This window comes from Phocaeicola sp. GP0067 (assembly GCF_031119655.1).
Lineage (GTDB): Bacteria > Bacteroidota > Bacteroidia > Bacteroidales > Bacteroidaceae > Phocaeicola > Phocaeicola vulgatus.
Map to the genome: position 1 here is coordinate 85,652 of NZ_JAVHZY010000008.1, position 21,194 is coordinate 106,845.

Annotated in this window: 19 protein-coding genes and 1 pseudogene; 15 read left to right on the forward strand and 5 right to left on the reverse strand. The window is 40.8% G+C overall.

Annotation, left to right across the window (positions count from 1 at the left end; genetic code table 11):
• Positions 1-177: 177 nt before the first annotated feature.
• The 5 genes from tpx to RE317_RS08690 all read right to left on the reverse strand — a co-directional run bounded on the left by tpx (position 178) and on the right by RE317_RS08690 (position 5,527).
• Complete coding sequence (gene tpx / locus RE317_RS08670; protein ID WP_005851502.1) at positions 178-681, reverse strand: thiol peroxidase; 504 nt, start codon at positions 679-681, stop codon at positions 178-180.
• A 68-nt stretch (positions 682-749) separates the two neighbouring features.
• Entirely contained in the window at positions 750-1,376 is a 627-nt protein-coding gene (locus RE317_RS08675) for a DedA family protein (protein ID WP_005843160.1), read from the reverse strand.
• A 7-nt stretch (positions 1,377-1,383) separates the two neighbouring features.
• A complete protein-coding gene (locus RE317_RS08680; RefSeq protein WP_012055959.1) occupies positions 1,384-2,901 on the reverse strand; it encodes a lipopolysaccharide assembly protein LapB in 1,518 nt (505 codons plus the stop codon).
• Between the two features lie 10 nt (positions 2,902-2,911).
• Positions 2,912-4,651, reverse strand: a complete 1,740-nt coding sequence (locus tag RE317_RS08685) for a glutamine--tRNA ligase/YqeY domain fusion protein (protein WP_005843162.1) — start codon at positions 4,649-4,651, stop codon at positions 2,912-2,914.
• A 57-nt stretch (positions 4,652-4,708) separates the two neighbouring features.
• On the reverse strand, positions 4,709-5,527 hold the full coding sequence (locus RE317_RS08690) for a PstS family phosphate ABC transporter substrate-binding protein (protein WP_117873634.1): 819 nt from the start codon (positions 5,525-5,527) through the stop codon (positions 4,709-4,711).
• A 267-nt stretch (positions 5,528-5,794) separates the two neighbouring features.
• Here RE317_RS08690 and pstC point away from each other — a divergent pair, with 267 nt between their 5' ends.
• From pstC to RE317_RS08765, 15 genes and pseudogenes are all read left to right on the forward strand, one after another.
• Positions 5,795-6,982, forward strand: a complete 1,188-nt coding sequence (gene pstC / locus RE317_RS08695) for a phosphate ABC transporter permease subunit PstC (protein WP_005851512.1) — start codon at positions 5,795-5,797, stop codon at positions 6,980-6,982.
• Between the two features lie 97 nt (positions 6,983-7,079).
• Positions 7,080-7,967, forward strand: coding sequence for a phosphate ABC transporter permease PstA (gene pstA / locus RE317_RS08700; RefSeq protein WP_117873636.1), 888 nt, complete (start codon positions 7,080-7,082; stop codon positions 7,965-7,967).
• Between the two features lie 97 nt (positions 7,968-8,064).
• Positions 8,065-8,817, forward strand: a complete 753-nt coding sequence (gene pstB / locus RE317_RS08705; RefSeq protein ID WP_005843167.1) for a phosphate ABC transporter ATP-binding protein PstB — start codon at positions 8,065-8,067, stop codon at positions 8,815-8,817.
• Positions 8,818-9,020: 203 nt separating this feature from the next.
• Positions 9,021-9,722 (forward strand): phosphate signaling complex protein PhoU, encoded by a 702-nt coding sequence (gene phoU, locus RE317_RS08710; RefSeq protein ID WP_008671309.1) that lies wholly within the window; start codon positions 9,021-9,023, stop codon positions 9,720-9,722.
• 401 nt (positions 9,723-10,123) lie between these two features.
• Entirely contained in the window at positions 10,124-12,697 is a 2,574-nt protein-coding gene (locus tag RE317_RS08715; RefSeq protein ID WP_005851517.1) for a DUF5686 and carboxypeptidase-like regulatory domain-containing protein, read from the forward strand.
• A gap of 108 nt (positions 12,698-12,805) precedes the next feature.
• Positions 12,806-13,099: a nucleotidyltransferase family protein gene (locus RE317_RS08720; RefSeq protein WP_032938776.1), complete on the forward strand. Its 294-nt coding sequence runs from the start codon at positions 12,806-12,808 to the stop codon at positions 13,097-13,099.
• On the forward strand, positions 13,092-13,466 hold the full coding sequence (locus RE317_RS08725; protein WP_005843171.1) for a DUF86 domain-containing protein: 375 nt from the start codon (positions 13,092-13,094) through the stop codon (positions 13,464-13,466). Before RE317_RS08720 ends, RE317_RS08725 begins: the two co-directional genes overlap by 8 nt.
• Before the next feature lie 359 nt (positions 13,467-13,825).
• A complete protein-coding gene (locus RE317_RS08730; protein ID WP_117889561.1) occupies positions 13,826-14,923 on the forward strand; it encodes a transcription termination/antitermination protein NusG in 1,098 nt (365 codons plus the stop codon).
• A gap of 108 nt (positions 14,924-15,031) precedes the next feature.
• The gene (locus RE317_RS08735; RefSeq protein ID WP_008671298.1) at positions 15,032-15,253 is read left to right on the forward strand and encodes a hypothetical protein; all 222 of its coding nucleotides are present in this window, start codon (positions 15,032-15,034) and stop codon (positions 15,251-15,253) included.
• Positions 15,246-15,626, forward strand: a complete 381-nt coding sequence (locus RE317_RS08740; protein ID WP_181987486.1) for a putative toxin-antitoxin system toxin component, PIN family — start codon at positions 15,246-15,248, stop codon at positions 15,624-15,626. The genes RE317_RS08735 and RE317_RS08740 overlap by 8 nt, the downstream gene beginning before the upstream one ends.
• Positions 15,627-15,862: 236 nt before the next feature.
• Complete coding sequence (locus tag RE317_RS08745) at positions 15,863-17,308, forward strand: lipopolysaccharide biosynthesis protein (protein WP_117873638.1); 1,446 nt, start codon at positions 15,863-15,865, stop codon at positions 17,306-17,308.
• Between the two features lie 40 nt (positions 17,309-17,348).
• A pseudogene (locus RE317_RS08750) lies at positions 17,349-18,164 on the forward strand (family 6 glucosyltransferase); the annotation flags it as partial.
• Between the two features lie 35 nt (positions 18,165-18,199).
• Positions 18,200-19,099, forward strand: a complete 900-nt coding sequence (locus RE317_RS08755; protein ID WP_117874113.1) for an alpha-1,2-fucosyltransferase — start codon at positions 18,200-18,202, stop codon at positions 19,097-19,099.
• 11 nt (positions 19,100-19,110) lie between these two features.
• On the forward strand, positions 19,111-20,082 hold the full coding sequence (locus RE317_RS08760; RefSeq protein ID WP_117874111.1) for a glycosyltransferase family 2 protein: 972 nt from the start codon (positions 19,111-19,113) through the stop codon (positions 20,080-20,082).
• A gap of 40 nt (positions 20,083-20,122) precedes the next feature.
• A complete protein-coding gene (locus RE317_RS08765; RefSeq protein ID WP_117889565.1) occupies positions 20,123-21,145 on the forward strand; it encodes a glycosyltransferase family 2 protein in 1,023 nt (340 codons plus the stop codon).
• The last annotated feature ends 49 nt before the right edge of the window (positions 21,146-21,194 follow it).

Sequence of the window (21,194 nt, forward strand, 5' to 3'; positions counted from 1 at the left end):
TCTTGCGGGCATAAGATTATAAATCTTTCACATGCAAGATTATAGATCTTTCAAGCATGACATATAAAAATTTCCGGCATAACTTTCAAGAAGCTATGCCGGAAACTGCCCTAAAAACTATGTAGATAGATTGTAAAAATCTTCTGCCGTTTTCTTTATTCTTTCGGGAAGCACTTTTTATTTTACCGCTTTCAGTGCGGCCTCATAATTCGGTTCCTGGGTTATTTCGGGAACAAGTTCGGTATAAACCACTTTTCCTTCCGGGTCAATCACTACAACCGAGCGTGCCAATAATCCAGCCAAAGGACCATCAGTCATCAATACACCATATTTTTCAGCGAAATCGGAAGTATAGCGATAATCAGACAAAGGAATAACGTTGGTGATGCCTTCAGTAGTGCAGAAGCGTCCCTGGGCGAATGGCAGGTCTTTAGAGATTGCCAACACCACCGTATTGGGCTGGTTTGCAGCCAGCTGGTTGAACTTGCGTACGGAAGTAGCGCACACGCCGGTATCCATACTGGGGAAAATGTTCAGAATCAGATATTTGCCCTTCCCGTCTTTTAATGTATAATTGCTCAAATCTCCTTTTACCAATGTAAATTCCGGAGCTGAAGTTCCTGCTTTCACAAATTCTCCGGCTAGTGTTACCGGTGTTCCTTTAAATGCTGTTTTTGCCATAATTTTATTATATTTTAGTTCGATACTGTAATGATAACAAATTTAAATGGAAAAAAGTTCATTCTTTTTTATTTTCTTCCTTTATAAATCAGGAAACCTACTATTAAAACGCCGATAGCTATAAAGCAATATCCTAACTCGTGGCTGTATTCGGTGACGGTACTCAATAACTGCTCTTCGGGAACCACTGATTGCAGATAGTAACCGATGGCTGCCAGGATGGCATTCCAGATACCTGCTCCCAGCGTTGTGTACAGCAGGAAAGTGGATAATTTCATCTTGGCCAGACCGGCAGGAATGGAGATAAGCTGGCGGACGGCAGGAATAAGACGTCCGATAAAGGTGGAGAGTGCCCCATGCTTGTCAAAGTAGTGTTCCGCGTTCTGAACCTTGGCTTCATCAATCAGGCACATGTGTCCGAAGCGGCTGTTCGCAAATTTATAAACCAGCGGACGGCCTACGAAATAGGCTATATAATAATTGATGATGGCTCCTATATTGGCTCCGATGGTCGCAAATATAACTACCAGAAATACATTCAGGTCACTGTTTCCTCCGGCAGCCTTATAGGCGGCGGGCGGCACTACCACTTCCGAGGGGAAAGGGATAAAAGAGCTTTCGATGGCCATTAATAACGTTATTGTCCAATAATTCAAGTGGTCCAGACACCACTGGATAAATGCAACTGATTCCATAAAATTATTATAAATATTTGTTTAAGTTAATCTTGCCTGTGCTGACATCTTCTTTAATGGCACGCAGCGCTTCATTGAAGTAGGTGTCGGTCATCAGTATGGTATCGCCGGTTCCCATGGTGGCGTACATATCCGGAATTTCTTTTCTGATTTTAGCCAGATAGTGCATGAACGAAGCGGATTCCTGCTGGTGGTAATAACCGTAAGCCAGAAAAAAGTAAGTGGCATCGGCATCCTCCGGAAATTCTTTGTTTATTAGTTCGAAGTACTGGTTGGCATATTCAAAATTATGTTCGTCAAAATATAGAGAGCCGATTTTGAACAGCACATCAAACCGTTCCTCCTTCGGAGTAAACTCCAATGCACGTGTGAATTGATGTTCCGCATTGCGGAGGTTGTTTTCTTGTTCCTCTTCGCTGATATCGCTTTTTTGAGCTTCTATTGTAAAGAAGCGTCCGGCTGCGATACGTATTTCGGCATCATGTTCGTTCAGCTCCAATGCTTGGTTGATATATTTGTATCCGTTTTCGGTATGTCCCAGATAGGCATGACAGAGCGCCGTGTCAGAATATAACTCGGCCAATTCGTAGTCGGTCAGGCCCGATTTCCGGTTTATCAGCTTTTCTATATAGCTGATGGCTGAAGCATGATCCCGCATCTCCAGATAGATTTGTGCCAGTGCCAGATAGGCTTTCGTCTTGTTCTTGCTCACATTGGCCAGACGGAGATAGTAGTCGCAGGATTCCTTTAAATTGCCTGCCTGGTGGTAACCAAATGCTTTCAAAGTCAATGAATCTGTATTTTCATCATCAATGGCTAATGCGAAATCCAAGGCTTCGTTCGCCTCTTCGTATTGGCATTGTTGCAGATGGCATTTCCCCAGTTCGTTCCAATGCTCGATGGAATAGGGATACTCGTTCAGGGTCATGTTCAGGTAGGGGATGGCCAAGTCGGGCTTGTTGAACGTGCTGTAATAATCGCACAGCACATCGCGGAGGCGTTGGTTGGTTTTGGGCAGGGTTTGCATGTCGGAATGAGCAAACAGGCAGTCTACCCATTGTCCGGCATATTCTTCCTGATTGGCGTTGGTATAGTCCTGGATGATATCCAGCAGCGTATCCACTTCGTACTCCTCGTCCATGACCAGTTGTTTGAATATCTCCTCGGCCTCTTCTATGCGGTCCTCCTCCATCAGCATGTCAGCTTGCAGGAACCTGCATTCACGGTCGGTGCTGTTGGCGATGAGTTGCGCTACCACTTTGGCTTCTTCCTTTTTGTTTTGCAGCATCAGGGAGCGTATCCGGAAAACCAGGGCGTCTGTGTTTTCGGGATGTAATTGGAGAGTGAGGTCTATGGCCTTGTCTGCATCTTTATGTCTTCCTTTTAAAGTGTAGTATTCGGCGATATCGATCAATTCATCAGCTTCAAAATAAGCGGGGGTATGGTTCTCCACCATACCCTCGTATTTTGCCAATGCTTCTTTAAATTCCGGGTCTTCAAAGTAAGAAGACATGTCGTAGTTCATAAGCTTGTTTTTATTTATTGATTTTGCTCCAGGTATCTTTTAAAGATACGGTGCGGTTGAACACCAGATGTTCCGGTGTAGAGTCTTTGTCTACATTGAAATAACCGATGCGCTGGAACTGCAAGTAATCCAGCGGTTTGGCATCGGCCAGATATTTCTCTACATAGCAGTTGGTTAATACATTCAACGAATCGGGGTTGATCATTTCTTTCATGGCTTCCAGTGCGTCGCAGTTCTTTGCTTCGCGGATGGCGGCCATCTCATCACGCGGGTTCTCCACTTTCCACAGGCGGTCGTACAGGCGTACTTCGGCAGGCAGACAGTGTGCGCAGCTTACCCAGTGGATGGTACCTTTGATTTTGCGGTTGCTGCCCGGCATACCTGTTTTGCTGTCGGGATCGTATTCGCAGTATACCTCTACCACATTGCCGTTGTCGTCTTTCTTGCAGCCTGTGCATTTCACGATGTATCCGCTTTTCAGACGCACTTCCTGTCCCGGAGTCATACGGAAATATTTCTTCGGGGCGTCTTCCATGAAGTCGTCGCGTTCTATCCACAGTTCGCGGCTGAATTCGATGGTGTGTGTGCCTGCCGACGGATCTTCCGGGTTGTTGACAGCTTCCATTTCCTCCACCTGTCCTTCGGGATAGTTGGTAATGATCAGTTTCACCGGATTGATGACTGCCGATACACGGGTGGCACGGCTGTTCAAGTCTTCGCGGACAGCGCTTTCCAGCAGGGCGAAGTCATTCAGGGCATCATAAGTGGTATAACCTATCTTGTCTACAAATTTGCGGATGGACTCAGGCGAGTAGCCGCGACGGCGGAAACCGCAGAGAGTCGGCATACGGGGGTCGTCCCAACCGTTTACCAGATGTTCTTTTACCAGAATCAGCAGGTTACGCTTGCTCATCAAGGTGTAGTTCAGGTTCAGTTTGTTGAACTCATACTGATGAGGACGGTTGTCGTCCAGATCTTTACCCTCTTTTACCCAGTCCACGAACAGGTCGTACAACGGACGGTGGGGTACGAACTCCAAGGTACACAGCGAATGGGTCACTCCTTCAAAATAGTCGCTCTGTCCGTGTGCGAAGTCATACATGGGGTATGCTTTCCAGGTTTCGCCTGTACGGTGGTGCGGAGTCTTTACCACACGATAAATAATAGGGTCGCGGAAGTGCATGTTGGGGCTTGCCATGTCTATTTTGGCACGGAGCACCATTTTGCCTTCTTCTATTTCACCGCTGTTCATTTTGTTGAACAGTTCCAGGCTTTCCTCGATGGGACGGTTGCGGTAAGGACTCTCGGTTCCGGGTTGGGTGGGAGTGCCTTTTTGTGCCGCGATTTGTTCGGAGTTCTGTTCGTCTATATAAGCCTTTCCTTCCTTTATCAGATTGACGGCGAAATCCCATAATTGCTGGAAGTAGTCGGATGCATAATATTCGTTTCCCCACTGGAATCCGAGCCATTGGATGTCCTCCTTGATGGCTTCCACGTATTCCATATCTTCTTTGGTCGGGTTGGTGTCGTCAAAACGCAGGTTACATACGCCACCATAGCGTGCAGCTATCCCGAAATCCAGACAGATGGCTTTGGCATGACCGATGTGCAGGTAGCCGTTCGGCTCGGGCGGAAAGCGGGTTTGTACTTTCCCTCCGTTTTTACCTTCTCTCAGGTCGTTCTCAACTGCCTGTTCAATGAAGTTCAGACTTTTCTTCTCTGTAGCTTCTGTAGCGTTCATTTCAGTCATTGTGATATCAATTTTACACTTTTGCTGCAAAAGTACGCATTCTTTTTGGGATATCCTTTATTTCACAGGAATATATCCACCGTTTTTTATAATATTTTGCCCCTGGGGCGACAGGATATAGTCGATGAACGGGGTTACTTTTTCCTTATTGGCTACGTTGTAATAGTAGTAAAGAGGGCGTACTACGGGGTAAAGTTTCTTCTTTCCGTTTTCAAGGCTGGGCAGTACATAGTGCTTGCCGTCGTCGTAGGAAACGGCGATGGCTTTCACCCGGGGGGACAAGTAGGCCAGTCCCACATAGCCGATAGCGCCTTTGGTCTGGCTTACAGACTGGATCACGGCTCCGGTGGCGGGCATGGACAAGCTGCTGCTCATGTAGTTCTTGTTCTTCAGGGCGCTTTCTTTGAAAAATTCGTAAGTTCCCGAAGAGGTTTCGCGGGAATAGACAATAATTTTCATATCGGGTCCTCCCAGTTGCTTCCAATTGGTTATCTTGCCGCGGAATATGGCTTCCAGTTGCTGGCGTGTCAGTTGGCTGACAGGGTTGGACGGGTTTACAATGACGGCCAGGGCATCATACGCTATGATTACCTCCTCCACTTCCTGTTTGGCGGCTTTCAGTTTCATCTTTTCGCTGAATTTGATGGGACGGGAAGCCATAGCGATATCTGTCGTGTTGTCCATCAGGGCGGAAATCCCCACTCCGGTTCCCCCGCCGGTGACGGTTACCCGCCGGTCGGGATCATCTTTCATGAAAATCTCGGCTGTTTCCTGTGACACAGGCAACACCGTGTCACTGCCTTTTATGCGTTGTGCGTTAATATTCAGACTACAAGCCAATAGAATAAAAAGAAATAGAGCTTTTAATTGATTCATAAGTTCTTATATTAATTCGTGTGCAAAAGAAACGTTTTCTTGTGTCATTTGTTTTACTGGTGTGTTACGATTCTGTTACGGGCAATATTCGCCGGCAAGGGTGGATTGGATCCGTCCTTGCGGGAAAATGGCAATAAGATCAGGATTGTCTTTGCTTGTAACAAGTTTGTAATATAATTGTAGCAAATACTTCAAGCTTCTTTCATATCACCTTAATATAAAGAGGCTTTTTTTGCATCGGTTATTAAAATAGAAGACTAAAACTGTATGAAACGAGTTTGGGAAAAGATTGTAGAAGGAATATTGACTTGCAGCGGTTTTGTAACGAGCATTACTATTTTGCTGATTGTCGTATTCTTGTTTGCGGAAGCTTTGGGACTTTTTAATAAAAAAGTCATAGAAGAGGGATATGTGCTGGCGGTGAATAAAGCCAATCCGGTGCAGGAACTGAGTGCGGCACAAATAAAAGACGTTTTTGACGAAGAGATTACCAACTGGAAAGAGCTGGGAGGACCGGACGCGGAGGTTAAAGTTTTCCGGTTGGAGGATATCACCTCCTATTTCTCGGAGGAAGAGTTGGGAGCCGGATACGAGAAAGCCCCCCGGTGCATCGGCGAGATCGTTGCCGGTAATCCAGGCATCATCGCCTTTGTTCCCTCCAAGTTTATAGAGAAGGATTTTCCGGGCCACCTGCTGAAAGACGAGTCTATTTCTTTTGACGAGGTTTTTGCCGGAAAGGAATGGTTCCCTACGGCTACTCCTGCCCCTCAGTTCGGATTCCTTCCTTTGATTACGGGTACGCTTTGGGTGAGTTTCTTTGCCATCCTGTTCGCTTTGCCTTTCGGCTTGTCGGTGGCGGTGTATATGTCCGAGGTGGCCGACCATCGGACCCGTAGTTTTCTGAAGCCGGTTATTGAATTGCTCAGTGGTATTCCGTCCGTGGTCTACGGTTTCTTTGGGTTGATAGTCATCGTACCGCTTATTCAGAAAGTCTTTAATCTGCCTGTGGGCGAGACCGGATTGGCCGGAAGTATTGTTTTGGCTATCATGGCACTCCCCACTATCATTACCGTAAGCGAGGATGCGATGCGGAATTGTCCCCGTGCCATGCGCGAAGCCAGTCTGGCATTGGGCGCTACCCGTTGGCAGACTATATATAAGGTGGTGATACCTTTCTCTGTTTCGGGAATCACTTCGGGCGTTGTCCTAGGCATCGGACGTGCCATAGGCGAGACGATGGCGGTGCTGATGGTTACAGGAAATGCGGCCGTGATACCCACCACTATTCTGGAGCCGCTCCGTACCATTCCGGCGACTATTGCAGCGGAACTGGGAGAGGCTCCAGCCGGCGGCGCGCACTATGAAGCCCTGTTCCTGTTGGGAGTAGTGTTGTTTTTCATCACGATGCTTATCAACTTTAGTGTAGAATATATTTCATCAAGAACAAATAAATAATGTACTGATTTGCCGGTGTGCTAATGATCATGCGGCACACAGCGTAGCCAATGGGTATATGGATAGATTGACAAATGATTAATTAAGTATTTAAGATATGAAGCAAGATGTTTTCCCTGTCGGGCAAGGGACGCGTAAAAGACGTTCGCAATGGCTGGCATTCGGCATTTTCAAACTGTTGAGTTATAGTATTGTCCTCATTCTGTTCGCCATTCTCGGTTTTATTATATATAAAGGTATAGGAGTAATCAGCTGGGAGTTTCTGACCACGGCGCCCAGTGACGGCATGACGGGTGGCGGTATATGGCCGGCCATTGTAGGTACTTTTTATCTGATGGCGGGCAGTGCGCTGTTCGCTTTTCCGGTGGGAGTGATGAGTGGCATTTATATGAACGAGTATGCGCCGAAAGGCAAGCTGGTCCGCTTTATCCGGATGATGACCAATAACCTGAGCGGTATTCCGTCCATTGTGTTCGGTTTGTTTGGTATGGCACTGTTTGTGAAATACATGGGGTTCGGCGACAGCATCCTGGCCGGTTCTTTGACGTTGGGATTGCTTTGTGTACCTTTGGTGATACGCACCACCGAAGAAGCCTTGAAGGCGATTCCCGACAGCTTCCGTGAAGGGAGTCTGGCTTTGGGCGCGACCAAGCTGCAAACCATCTGGCATGTGATTCTGCCTATGGGGATGCCCAACATCATTACCGGACTGATTCTGGCTTTGGGACGTGTATCGGGTGAAACGGCACCCATCTTGTTTACGTGTGCCGCTTACTTCCTGCCGCAACTGCCACACAGCATTCTGGACCAATGCATGGCATTGCCTTATCACCTTTATGTGATTTCTACCAGCGGAACGGATATGGAGTCACAGCTTCCTTTGGCATACGGTACGGCGTTGGTACTGATCCTTATTATTTTAATTATAAACCTGTTGGCAAATGCACTCCGCCGGTATTTTTCCAACAAAGTAAAAACGAATTAATAATTTGTCGGTGTGCCGATGGGTTGCGCTGTGTACCGCACGGACATTGGTACATTAGCACATAGACAAATCAGCAAATTATTAAAACATTAAGAATATGAATAAGATAGATGCAAAACATGTAAATTTTTTCTATGGTGATTTTCAGGCACTGAAAGATATAAGCATGACGATTGAAGAGAAATCGGTGGTGGCTTTCATAGGCCCGTCCGGTTGTGGCAAGTCCACCTTCCTCCGTCTGTTCAACCGCATGAACGACCTCATTCCCGGCTCTCGTCTGGAGGGGGAGATTTTGATTGACGGGAGAAATATATACGACAAGTCCGTGCAGGTGGACGAGTTGCGCAAGAGCGTAGGGATGGTCTTTCAGCGTCCCAACCCGTTCCCGAAAAGTATTTTCGAGAATGTGGCTTACGGGCTTCGGGTAAATGGGGTGAAAGATAATGAGTTTATCCGCCACAGGGTGGAGGAAACCTTGAAAGGAGCCGCATTGTGGGATGAGGTGAAGAATAAGTTGAAAGAGTCTGCGTTTGCCCTGTCCGGTGGTCAGCAGCAGCGGTTGTGCATAGCCCGTGCCATGGCCGTATCTCCTTCGGTTCTGCTTATGGATGAACCGGCTTCGGCACTGGACCCTATCTCTACAGCCAAGGTAGAAGAGTTGATTCATGAGCTGAAGAAAGAATATACCATCGTTATTGTCACCCACAACATGCAGCAGGCCGCGCGTGTCAGTGACAAGACAGCCTTCTTCTATATGGGCAATATGGTGGAATATGATGATACGAAGAAAATATTTACGAATCCGGGCAAGGAAGCGACCCAGAATTATATTACAGGGCGTTTCGGGTAAAGCATTCATCACAGCGTTGCACAGATGGGAGATAAGATAAAGCTGGAACTGATGTGCCACAACCCGATGCGGACTTGCTTGCTTTTCAGATCTAATGGTACGGATTTGTCTTTTTATTCTTCTGTCCGGAAAATTAAAATCAGTGTGAATCTGCGCAATCTGCGGTGAAAGAAATAATGATAAACAAAACAAGAATTAAGAATATGGTGAAATTTATAGAATCAGAACTTGTATCACTGAAGAAGGAAGTGAACGAGATGTGGACATTGGTTTACAATCAGCTGGACAGGGCAGGAGAGGCTGTGCTGACCTTTAACCGTGACCAGGCACAGCAAGTCATTGTCCGTGAGAAAAGGGTGAATGCGTTCGAGTTGAAAATAGACAGTGATGTAGAGGACACTATCGCTCTATACAATCCGGTAGCCATTGACCTGCGTTTTGTGCTGGCCATGTTCAAGATAAACAGTGATTTGGAGCGTTTGGGAGATTTTGCCGAAGGCATAGCCCGTTTTGTGGTGAGAAGCGAGGAAACCGTGCTGGATAGTGAACTGCTCCACAGCCTGCGTATAGAAGAGATGCTGAAACAAGTGCTCGGTATGCTCGAAATGACCAAGAACGCGTTGAATGAAGAAAATCTGGAGTTAGCCCTCAATGTATTCAGTAAAGATAATTTGCTGGACGAAATCAATGCGGCTGCTCCTGCCGTCCTTACAAAATATCTGGAAACACACCCCGATAATTTCCTGACTTGCCTGGAACTCGGCACCGTTATCCGTAAGCTGGAACGTGCCGGAGACCATATAACCAATATCGCCGAAGAAATTGTTTTCTTCATCGATGCAAAGGTGCTGAAACATCGCGATAAGGTAGATGGACATTTCTTGGGAAAAGAAAAAACTCATTAAAATGCTGTTTTAGTCTATATTTTTGCTACCTTTGTATATATAATGAGGCCGATAAAGAGCATTTTGAATAATAATCTGCCAAAAAAGACAGAAAAATCTAAAAACATGTTGTATGGCATAGTTTTTTATTTGGCTGGTTTAAAAAAAGGCTCGATATTTGCATCGTTATCCTGAAAACAATCTTTTTACCTTAAAAAAAAACTAATACCTATTGAAAACTTAAAAAGGGGGCTTTGTGAAAAGACCCCTTTTTTATTTGCTGCATAATGGTTCTTCCGGTGTTAAATTTCACCTATTTATTGGTCAATATGTAAGATTTCTGTATTTATTAGCTTATATTAGCAACTTTCTTTTAAGTTAATGCTTAACTTTGTTCCCTCATAAAAATAGCGGTGAAAAGAATGAAGACAAAATATATCAAGTCGTTTCTACTATTTTTGTTATTAGGATGCTGCATTTCGGTGTCAGCCCAAAATATACAAGGCGTTGTAACAGACTCATTGACGAATGAACCCATACCCTACTTGTCAGTCTTTTATGAAGGAAAAGGCGTAGGAAGTATTACCGATAATGATGGAAATTATAAGGTCGAAACCCGTAAAGGCTGGAATAAACTCACCTTTTCGGCGGTGGGATATGTAACAAAAGTGGTGAATATAATTCCCGGCGTCACCAAGAACCTGAATGTGAGGATGAGACCGGATGATATCATGCTGGACGAAGTGGTGGTGAAGCCCAAACGAGAGAAATACTCCCGTAAGAATAATCCGGCAGTGGAACTGATGAAGAAGGTGATCGCTCATAAAAAGAATAATAAGCTGAGCGAGAACGATTACTATCAGTACAATAAGTATCAGAAGATCACGATGTCACTGAATGATGTGACTCCCGAGATGCTGGAAAAAGGCATGTATAAAAAGATGCCTTTCCTGAAAGACCAGATCGAACTTTGTGAGGAAACCAATAAATTCATCCTTCCTATTTCGGTGGACGAGACCGCTTCGCAGAAAATTTACCGTAAACATCCCAAGAGTGAGAAGACCATTATCAAAGGAATGAGCTCTACGGGTGTGAACGAGCTGTTTGCAACGGGAGATATGCTGAGCACGGTGCTGAAGGATGTATTTACGGATGTGAATATTTACGACAATGATATCCGTCTGTTGCAGTATCCTTTCATCAGCCCTATTTCGTCCAGTGATGCCATCTCTTTTTATAAGTTTTACATTATGGACACCACATTCGTGGACAAGGACAAGTGCTTCCATCTCACCTTCGTTCCCAATAACTCGCAGGACTTCGGTTTTACGGGGCATCTTTACGTATTGGCCGATTCGTCTTATACGGTGAAGAAATGTACAATGAACCTGCCCAAGAAATCGGGGGTGAACTTTGTAGACAATATGGATATTATTCAGGAGTTCGAGCAATTGCCCAATGGGGAGTGGGTGTTGAAAACCGATGACATGATTGTGGAGATGACCTTGATGAAGATCATGCAAGGATTCCAGATACGAAGGACTACCCGTTACTCTGATTATGCCTTCGATGAGCTTCCGCAGCAACTTTTCAAGCGTAAGGGGGCCGAGATCAAAGAGGCGGACGCCATGATGCGCGGAGACGATTTCTGGAATCAATACCGGCCGGTTCCGCTTACGCAGACCGAGAGTTCTATGGATATGCTGGTAAAGCGTCTGGAGCAGATGCCGGGATTCAAATATGTGATTTTTGTATTGAAGGCGTTTATCGAGAACTTTGTGGAAACCGGGACCAAGGAGCATCCCAGCAAGGTAGATATCGGTCCGGTAAACACCATGATCTCCAATAACTATATCGACGGATTGCGTCTGCGTATGAGCGCGCAGACCACGGCCAACCTGAATCCGCATCTGTTCTTCAAGGGATATTACGCTTACGGATTCAAGGATCATCGTTCCAAGTATATGGGTGAGGTGGAATACTCTTTCAACAAGAAGGAATACCTGCCGCGCGAGTTCCCGAAGAACTCCATCACGTTCAGCTATCAGTATGATGTGATGTCTCCCACGGATAAGTTCCTGAAGACAGATAAAGACAACGTGTTCGTATCTTTCAAGACTTCTACGGTAGACCAGATGTCCTACGTGCGGAATATCGCCTTGAAGTACGAGAACGAGACACAGTTTGGCCTGAAGACCACGGTGGAAGTGAAACACAGCACAGACGAGCCTACCGGCGGCCTGGCCTATATAACCAATGATGACCAGAAAACGTTGGTTCCTGAGATTCAGACCATGGAAGCCTCCCTGGCCTTCCGTTACGCTCCGGGTGAGACATTTGTCAATACCAAGCAACGCCGTATTCCGGTTTCTTTTGACGCTCCGGTATTTACGCTGTCGCACACGGCCGGTTTCAAGGGCGTGCTGGGCGGAGAGTATAACTATAACTTGACAGAGATCGGGCTGTACAAGCGTTTCTGGTTCTCGTCATGGGGTAAGATTGACATGTTCGTGAAAGGCGGTGCGCAGTGGAACAAAGTTCCGTTCCCGTTGCTGATCATGCCGGCGGCCAACTTGTCCTATATCCTGCAACGCGAGACTTTCAACTTGATTAATAATATGGAGTTCCTGAACGACCGTTACGCCTCTCTGGATGTATCGTGGGATTTGAACGGTAAGATTTTCAACCGTATTCCTTTGCTGAAAAAACTGAAGTGGCGTGAGGCTATCGGCTTCAAGATGCTGTATGGTCATTTAACCGACAAGAACAATCCGATGAAGCATCCGGGTGACAGCGAGCTCTTCCTGTTCCCGACCCGTGACGGACGTCCTACCAGCTTTGTGATGGACCCGAAGACCCCGTACATGGAATGCTCTGTGGGTATTCATAATATTTTCAAGATATTGCACATAGACTATGTCCGCCGTCTGAATTATCTGGATCATCCCGATGCGAACAAATGGGGCGTGCGGTTTATGGTGATGATGACGTTCTGATGCAAGGAGAGCTCTGATGGTGTGTGAAATGAAGAAACCGAGGTAAGAACTTGTATCGTTCAAATAAAAGGTTTATCTTTGTTCCAGTACCTAAAGTTGGTGAAAAGTATGTTATGCTTAGATGAATGTAAGGCAAAGTTAGTTAGTTTCAAACAATGTTTTGGGCATGAGTTTGGAATTAAATCAATTGGTATCTTCGGTTCGGTTGCACGTCAAGAGAACAGGGAAGATAGTGATTTGGATATTGTTGTAGATATTGATAATCCTACTTTATCCACTATGTACACTTTGAAGACTGTTTTGACGGAAATGTTTCATTGTGAAATTGATTTAGTGCGTTTCCGTTCCTCACTGCCTCCATTTTTGAAACAGAATATTGAAAAAGAAGCCATTTATGTATAAAGGAGGACGACTAACCATTTGCGACAGGTTAACCCAGATAAAAGAATCCATTTACTATATACAGCAATGGAGTAAAGAAATAAATTGTGCTGATGATTTTTTAGCCTCCATGGATAAAGTGATGGTGTTCAATGCATGTGTTATGCGCCTTCAAGTAATAGGTGAACAGGTAGGAAAGTTGTTGTTTTTACAACCATCACCGCTTTCTGAATATAAGGAAATTCCTTGGTTGGCTATTTATGATATGCGCAATCTTATTTCGCATGAATATAGTAATGTAGACGAGCAGATAGTATTTACTACTATAAAGAATGACCTTATAGAATTGGATAAGGTTATTACAGTCCTATTGAATAAATATTTGTAAAACTTGAATCTTTTATTGTGATTACGAAATATACCCATCTCTTATTTTCTTATCAAAAGTAAGTTTTCCTATTTTTTAAGCGCTTTTATTGTGTAATACACAATTATAGTGTATCTTTGTGCCCTCAAAAAGTTTCTAAATTCCTTTTATATAAAGGGTAAAGAACCTTTTTTGAGGGTATAAACATGTCTATAAAAAGCAGACAGAAAAGACGTCTTCGGACGAAAGAAACAACAAATAAAAGATTTCAGAAATACAAAATGAAATCTGTATAAAAAGCTATTTATCAGCCAGTTATAAGCACTGCGCTGATATGGTCTTCCAGTATCGGTCAGCGTGGATTTCTGACGATAAACCTCATGAAAAAGCTATCCCATCAGTTTGATAAACCGAAGCGTTCTGTGGCATCTCCCGAAGCGTTGGAGGCTTTGCGGAATAACAATGCCGTGCGTTGGTATGTGTTGTCGCTTCCCGACTGTCATCGGGGAGGAGTGCGCGGTTTGCAACGGGAACAGGACCGGCGCATACAGGCAGGCGAGCCCTCATTCGGCTTTTTTGCTCCTTCCTATCAGGAAGTGAGGCGTATAGACGGCAAATTCGTCAATACCCAGCGTCCCTTACTCTTCAACTATGTATTTGTCCGTGCCTCCGAGCGTGATGTTTTCCAACTGATGCAACGTTTTCCTGTACTCAGTTTCCTGCCTCGGGTGAGGGAACGGAAGCGGGAGTATTTTCCCTACCTTTCCGATGCCGCAATGGAGAATTTGCAGTGGGTGGCCCGTTCTTATTCCAATACACTTCCTGTTTATATACCCCAGCCGGATGGTTTGCGCAAGGGCGACCGGATACGCATTACCGAGGGACGGTTTAAGGGGGTGGAGGCGACTGTTGTCATTCAGCCGGGAGCCGGTCGAAAGGATGTGATGGTATGTGTGGAGAACTGGATGTGGGTTCCGCTGCTGCGTGTGATGCCGGGTGAGTACGAGGTAATTGCCCTGAATGATGAGGACAAGCATGTATATACCCGTCTGGACAATGACTGTATGTTGAATGGTTTGCACAGTGCTCTTCAGCGTTATCACAGTGCGGAGGGGGTGAGTGAGGAAGATCGTTCCCTGGCTGCCAGGGCGTTGAAAGAATATGGCAATCTCCGGATGGATACGGATGTGATGCGTTGCAAGCTTTATGCCATTTTGCTGCCGGCTTATACTATATTGGGTATGGAAGAAGAGGCGGCAAAGCTGGTTGGCGTTATGCAGACTATGCTTCCTCTCGTCAAGGCGGAGCAGTCGCGTGCACTTGTTGTGGTTACACTTTATGGTTGTACGGATAGCAGTATCTATTATCATTTGGCGCACGAGGCGGTTGATCCGTGGAAGAAAGAGGAAAAGCCGAAAAAGAGTAAGCAGCAGCTGATCAGCCGGTTGGCTGATTATGATCGGTGGTTGAGGCATTGAAATGGCATTGTAGCTGGTAAGAACAATGTTGTGAATTAAAAACAGGTTGAATCGCTAGGATAAGTGAAATATAATTTGTTCTTTTGTTTGCAATAAAAACTAGAGAATATGAAATCAGAACCTTTTAACCCAGTCCAGTTACACTTGTTAAAGATGTTTTCTTATGCTAAAGACGAGCGTGCCTTAGAAGAAATACGTAAATCTTTGACAGCTTACTTTGCTCAAAGAGTAGAGGAGGATATGGATAAGTTGTGGGATGAAGGTTTGTGGGATCAGGATAAGAATGAGGCTATATTAAAAGAACATTTGAGAACACCTTATAATGATTAATATAGTACTGGATACTAATTGTCTGATTTCATCTTTTTCAAAAAGAGGAAATTACTTTAATGTGTGGAGAGGCTTGCACTCCGGTAAATATATTCTTTATGTTTCCAACGAAATATTGGAGGAGTATGAAGAAATAATAAGTATGAAGACAAATGCTTTGATAGTATACAATGTAATACAGGCATTGCTAAATTCTCCTTATGTGTCATTAATTGACCCTCATTATCATTTTCATTTAATACATGCAGACAAAGACGACAATAAGTTTGTAGATTGTGTTAATGCTGCCAAAGTTGATTATTTGGTTTCTAATGATGCGCATTTTAAGGTGTTGAGTACAGTATCTTTTCCTAAACTTTCAGTGATTGCCTAGCTACTTTTTCAGATTTGTTAGAAGGGCGTAAATTGTACAATACTAGCTCGTCAGATGATTTGATGGTAAATGAGGAAATGATTGAATATATTGGGGGAAAGCTGTTGTTATAGGGGTAGATATTTACTCAAAGGACTATTTATTATTTCATTATTGTTTTTTGGATATATAACTAATATTTTTCTGTAGGGGAATGTTTATAATTTCATTATGTACAAAGCTATAAAAATAATAATATGGTAAATTCTTCAAATAAGGTTGCTAATAGTGTAATTTGGAGTGGAATAGAGCGTTTGTCGGTTCAAGGTATCCAGTTTGTGCTAACTATCATTCTTGCTAGATTGGTGTTACCTTCTGATTATGGATTAATAGCTTTGTTAACAGTTTTTCTTGTTATGGCTCAGGTTTTTGTTGACAGCGGTTTTACTATGGCATTGATTCAAAAACAAAATCCTACAGAAAAAGATTTTTCAACAGCTTTTTATTTTAATATTGTAGTTGGTACTATAATATATTTACTTTTATATTTTTTAGCAAAGTATATTGCTTTATTTTTTCAAGAACCACAGTTGGAACTTATAGCAAAAGTTGTTTTTTTGAATATTATAATAAGTTCGTTTGCGGTTGTACAACGAGCCAAACTAACACTTGCGCTTAATTTTAAGTTACAGACGGTGGCTTCTCTGTTTGCTGTTGTTGTCAGTGGTGTGTGTGGTGTGTATTTAGCTTATAATGGATATAATGTATGGGCATTGGTTGTTCAAACTCTATTAAACAATTTATTGAATGTTGGCTGTTTATGGATTTTGGTAAAATGGCTTCCTATCTTTTCTTTTTCTTGGGAATCTTTTAAACAATTATTTTTTTTTGGCTCCAAACTATTATTGGCTGGAGTTATTTCTAGTTTGTATAGTCAGTTATATACTATTGTGATTGGTAAAACGTTTTCTACTACAAATTTGGGATATTATAATCGTGCAAGTTCTTTTGCTAGTTGGTTTTCGGTGAATTTGTCTGCGATAATAAATCGTGCTTTATTTCCGGTATTATGTTCCATAAAGGAGAATGAAGAGGAACTGGAGAAGAGGTTCTTGTTTTATATGAGAATGGCTTCATTTGCTATATTTCCTTTGATGTTAGGTATTGTTGCTCTTGCTGAGCCGATAGTAGCTTGCTTGTTTACAGAAAAATGGTTACCAATAGTTCCGCTTTTGAGAATTTTGTGTTTAGCTTATATGTGGGATCCTATAATGTTGATGAATAGTAATTTTTTGGCAGTAAAAGGTAGGACTGATATGCAGTTGAAAGGGGAATTGTGGAAAAAAATGATTGCTGTTGTTATTTTATTGGTGACTTTTCCTTTTGGATTGGAAATGGTTTGTTGGGGATTGGTTGTTTATTCTTTTGTAGATATCTATATAATGACTCATTTTGTGCGTAAAGTGTCTTGTTTGTCATTAATGAATGAGTTGAAATCAATCATGCCTATTTTTGCTTTATCTGTGGGAACTGCAATTATAACATGGGGGAGTGTGGAATTGTTGTGGCATTCGTATTTGGGAAAATTGATTGGAGGAGTTATAATTGGAGTTATAACTTATGTCACCTTTGCAGGACTTTTTTCATTTGAAGAAATGGATTCTGTAAAAAATATTTTAGGAAAAAATAAATTTTATAATTGATTTAATTTGGTGAGTATTTTGTGAATATGAATCTAAATATAAAACAAATAATATGAAGGTTGGAATTTTGTATATCTGTACAGGAAAATATATTGTATTTTGGGAGGAATTTTATAAAAGTTGTCAAAAATACTTTTTGAGTGATTCTGAATGCGTAAAACAATATTATGTATTTACAGATGTTGATAAAATATATCAAGAGGATGTAGATGTTAATATACATCGTTTTTATCAAGAAGCATTACCATGGCCTGATATTGCATTAAAACGTTATGAGATATTTCTTAAAATAAAGGATATTCTTATTAGAGATACTGATTATGTATTCTTTTTTAATGGTAATTCTTTATTCTTGGATTATATTGTTTGGCCTGAAATCGCACCTAATGAACAACAGGGATTTCTTTTGTCTTTGTCTTGGAATTGTTATGATGATAATCGAAAATTTCCTTATGATCGTAATATATATTCAACAGCGTGTATTCCTTATGGCAAAGGGAATATTTATTATCAGAGTGGAATAACAGGAGGGCGTACAAGAGAATATGTTAATCTTTTGCAGGAGTGTAAGGAGCAAACGGATATTGATTATTTTAATAAAGTAACTGCTGTTTATCATGACGAGTCTCATTTGAATAAATTTTTACTAGATCGTAAAATAAAGGTTCTGTCAACAAACTATGGACGTCCAGAAGAATGGGAAACTCCCCAATATCCTAAAATGATATTTCGTGATAAATATAAAATTTTTGGTGATGAAATTAATAAAATGAAAGGTATAAAGAGTAGGTGTTTATTTATTCGATTTATTGAGAAAATGAAGCGTGTGATTCAGCTTAATTTAATTTCAAAATAATTTTATAGATATACTTTGAGGAACTTAGTTTGAAAATGATAGAAATTGTTTTTTTACAAGGAGGATTAGGAAACCAAATGTTTCAATATGCCTTTTATTTATCTAAGAGGCATAGTAATATGAAGATACGTTGTGATTATTCCCTGCTGCAAGGACAAAATCGATCGCATAACGGTTTTGAATTAGATGATGTTTTTGGTATTGTAGATTGTAAAAGTAATATATTGAATAGATGGGTAGTTCGGGCATTGATTAAAATTAATCATTTGGATAAAAAATGGAAGTGTTATTTGTTTTTTATTTTTCGTTTGTTAAAAGTGAGATATGTAGAAGATGAAATACCTTCTAAATATGATAGATTGCGGTTGATTCCTGATGCAAAAGGTGGATGCTGTTATTTCTTAGGTTATTGGCAATCAGAAAAATATTTTAAGGGTATAGAAAGGGAAATTCGTGCAATTTTTAGATTTAAAGAAGATGAAATATCTGAATGTTCAAGATCTATATTGTACCAAATAAAAAAGACCCAAAGTGTTTCTGTTCATGTACGGAGAGGAGATTACTTGAATGTGCAAAATCAAAAGTTGTATGGTGGAATTTGTACTTTGCAATATTATTATAAAGCTATTTCTTATTTTACAACACTATATGGACAGGAAATTTTCTTTTTTATTTTTTCAAATGATGCAGAATGGGTTAAATGTAATTTTGATATTCCTAATATGATAATTGTTGATTGTAATCAAGGAGAGAATGCATGGCAAGATATGTTTCTTATGTCAAAATGTACTCATAATATTATAGCTAATAGTAGTTTTAGTTGGTGGGGGGCATGGCTTAATACAAATGATAACAAAAGAGTAATATCTCCTTCTCGTTTTATGAATATAGGAGATTCTAGTGATATAATCCCTTCAGATTGGATAGTTCTATAAGTAATAAATATATGTATAATAAAATTTCATTATTAATACCTGTATATGGAGTGGAGAAATATATCGAGCGCTGTGCAAGGTCATTGTTTGGTCAAACTTATCAAAATATAGAATATATTTTTGTTGATGATTGTACAAAAGATAGTAGTATAGCTGTTTTAAAAAAGGTTCTGGATGATTATCCATTTAGAAAGGAGCAGGTTACTATTATTCATCATAATTTTAATAAAGGTTTATCTGCTGCTAGAAATACAGCTTTTAATCATGCTACCGGTGATTATATAATACATGTTGATAGTGATGATTATTTAGAACTGGATGCAGTTCAGTTGTTATGCAAATGTATAGAGACCGAATATGCAGATGTTGTAGTTTTTGATAATTATTGTGTTTATGGAAATCGGATTGTTGAGAATCATCAGCATATACCGAATGATAAAACCTCTTATATTAAAAACTTAATTGAAAGGAAAAACCAATCTTCCATATGGGGGAAAATGTTTTTAAGAAAACTAGTTCTTGACTCAGGAGTTCAATCGGTTGAAAGTGTAAATTTTGGAGAAGATTATGCAGTAGTGCCTAGATTGATGTATTATGCAAAGAAAATAGTGAAACTTGATGAATGCTTATATTATTACGTCCGATATAATAAAGGGTCTTATACTAATAATATAGCATTACAATCAGTGAATGAATTATATTTAGCTAATAATGTGTTGGAGCATTTTTTTAGTGAGCAGGAAGATTGTTATTTGTATAATAATTCTATTTCCTTATCTAAATTGAGAATACAAGCATATTTATTAAAGATCTCGGATAGAACATTATGGGATTATATAAGGCAATTAAATATTGAGCCAATTCATGAACATTCTCATTTGCCGTTATTTGATAAAATTTTATTGAAGTTGCTAAGCGGAAAGAGATATAGGATTTTATCTTTTATCGTGTATATGTATAGGCGGATGATAAAATTGAAATAAGTTGGTAATTATTAATAGTTGAATTTTAGATAGATTAAAAATGAAAAAAATGTTTTCTGTTATCGTTCCGATATATAAGGTTGAAGCTTTTTTGGAAAAATGTATTGAAAGTATTTTGCAGCAGACTTATGAGAATTTTGAATTAATACTAGTTGATGACGGTTCTCCGGATAATTGTCCATTAATTTGTGATAGATATTCAAAAAAAGATGTACGCATTCGTACTATTCATAAGCTTAATGGTGGTTTGGTAAGTGCAAGAAATACAGGACTTTTATCTGCGGTCGGTGATTATATTTGCTATGTAGATGGAGACGATTGGTTAGTTCCGGATGCTTTACAAAAAGTAAAGGAGAATGCTATTGATAAGTATCATCCTGATATGATTATCTATAATATGATAAAGGAATTTGGTGATCATCAGCAAACAATACCTTATTATGTAGACAAAGGATTTTATTCAAAGGATAAACTTAAAGATATAATTTATCCATATATGATGTGGGATAGGCGGAAGTCTTTTTATAAAGGACTCGTCTTTCCATCAGCAGGTGGAAAAATTATAAAAAGATCTTTATTGATGAATCATTATTGTCAAAATGAGTCTATACGTATGGGAGAAGATAATGCTTATATATTTGAATGCTTGTATTTTGCAGATTCAGCGTTTTTTCTTCCTGATAATTTATATGTATATAATCAATTGAATCAAGGTTCTTTTCTTCATTCATATGATAAAAAGCGAATAAAAAATAATAGAATATTAGTTGATTATATAAAATCAAAATTGGGTGGTAAAGAAAAAAATATTGATGAACAGATTAATGCTTTTAATGCATATTGGCTCATTACAGCAATATTTCATGAAATAAAATGCAATAATTCTATTTTAGATTCAGCTAATTATTTAAGATCTGAGATTAGAGAGAATCATTCTTTACAAGACATAAATATTAATGTTTTACCTGTAATAGTGAAATTGTATTTGTATTTGATAAAAATGAATTTATATGTTCTAGCTTTATTAAGTGCTAAATTGATAAATAGGTTAAGAAGAAAATAGTAGTGCTTAGTAAGTCAAAATTAATGTTGGATTTCTATTTTCTTAAAAG

Coding starts and splice junctions, on each gene's coding strand:
- tpx (WP_005851502.1), bottom strand. CDS start 681: ATGGCAAAAACAGCATTTAAAGGAACACCGGTAACACTAGCCGGAGAA.
- RE317_RS08675 (WP_005843160.1), bottom strand. CDS start 1,376: ATGGAATCAGTTGCATTTATCCAGTGGTGTCTGGACCACTTGAATTAT.
- RE317_RS08680 (WP_012055959.1), bottom strand. CDS start 2,901: ATGAACTACGACATGTCTTCTTACTTTGAAGACCCGGAATTTAAAGAA.
- RE317_RS08685 (WP_005843162.1), bottom strand. CDS start 4,651: ATGACTGAAATGAACGCTACAGAAGCTACAGAGAAGAAAAGTCTGAAC.
- RE317_RS08690 (WP_117873634.1), bottom strand. CDS start 5,527: ATGAATCAATTAAAAGCTCTATTTCTTTTTATTCTATTGGCTTGTAGT.
- pstC (WP_005851512.1), top strand. CDS start 5,795: ATGAAACGAGTTTGGGAAAAGATTGTAGAAGGAATATTGACTTGCAGC.
- pstA (WP_117873636.1), top strand. CDS start 7,080: ATGAAGCAAGATGTTTTCCCTGTCGGGCAAGGGACGCGTAAAAGACGT.
- pstB (WP_005843167.1), top strand. CDS start 8,065: ATGAATAAGATAGATGCAAAACATGTAAATTTTTTCTATGGTGATTTT.
- phoU (WP_008671309.1), top strand. CDS start 9,021: ATGGTGAAATTTATAGAATCAGAACTTGTATCACTGAAGAAGGAAGTG.
- RE317_RS08715 (WP_005851517.1), top strand. CDS start 10,124: ATGAAGACAAAATATATCAAGTCGTTTCTACTATTTTTGTTATTAGGA.
- RE317_RS08720 (WP_032938776.1), top strand. CDS start 12,806: ATGTTATGCTTAGATGAATGTAAGGCAAAGTTAGTTAGTTTCAAACAA.
- RE317_RS08725 (WP_005843171.1), top strand. CDS start 13,092: ATGTATAAAGGAGGACGACTAACCATTTGCGACAGGTTAACCCAGATA.
- RE317_RS08730 (WP_117889561.1), top strand. CDS start 13,826: ATGAAAAAGCTATCCCATCAGTTTGATAAACCGAAGCGTTCTGTGGCA.
- RE317_RS08735 (WP_008671298.1), top strand. CDS start 15,032: ATGAAATCAGAACCTTTTAACCCAGTCCAGTTACACTTGTTAAAGATG.
- RE317_RS08740 (WP_181987486.1), top strand. CDS start 15,246: ATGATTAATATAGTACTGGATACTAATTGTCTGATTTCATCTTTTTCA.
- RE317_RS08745 (WP_117873638.1), top strand. CDS start 15,863: ATGGTAAATTCTTCAAATAAGGTTGCTAATAGTGTAATTTGGAGTGGA.
- RE317_RS08755 (WP_117874113.1), top strand. CDS start 18,200: ATGATAGAAATTGTTTTTTTACAAGGAGGATTAGGAAACCAAATGTTT.
- RE317_RS08760 (WP_117874111.1), top strand. CDS start 19,111: ATGTATAATAAAATTTCATTATTAATACCTGTATATGGAGTGGAGAAA.
- RE317_RS08765 (WP_117889565.1), top strand. CDS start 20,123: ATGAAAAAAATGTTTTCTGTTATCGTTCCGATATATAAGGTTGAAGCT.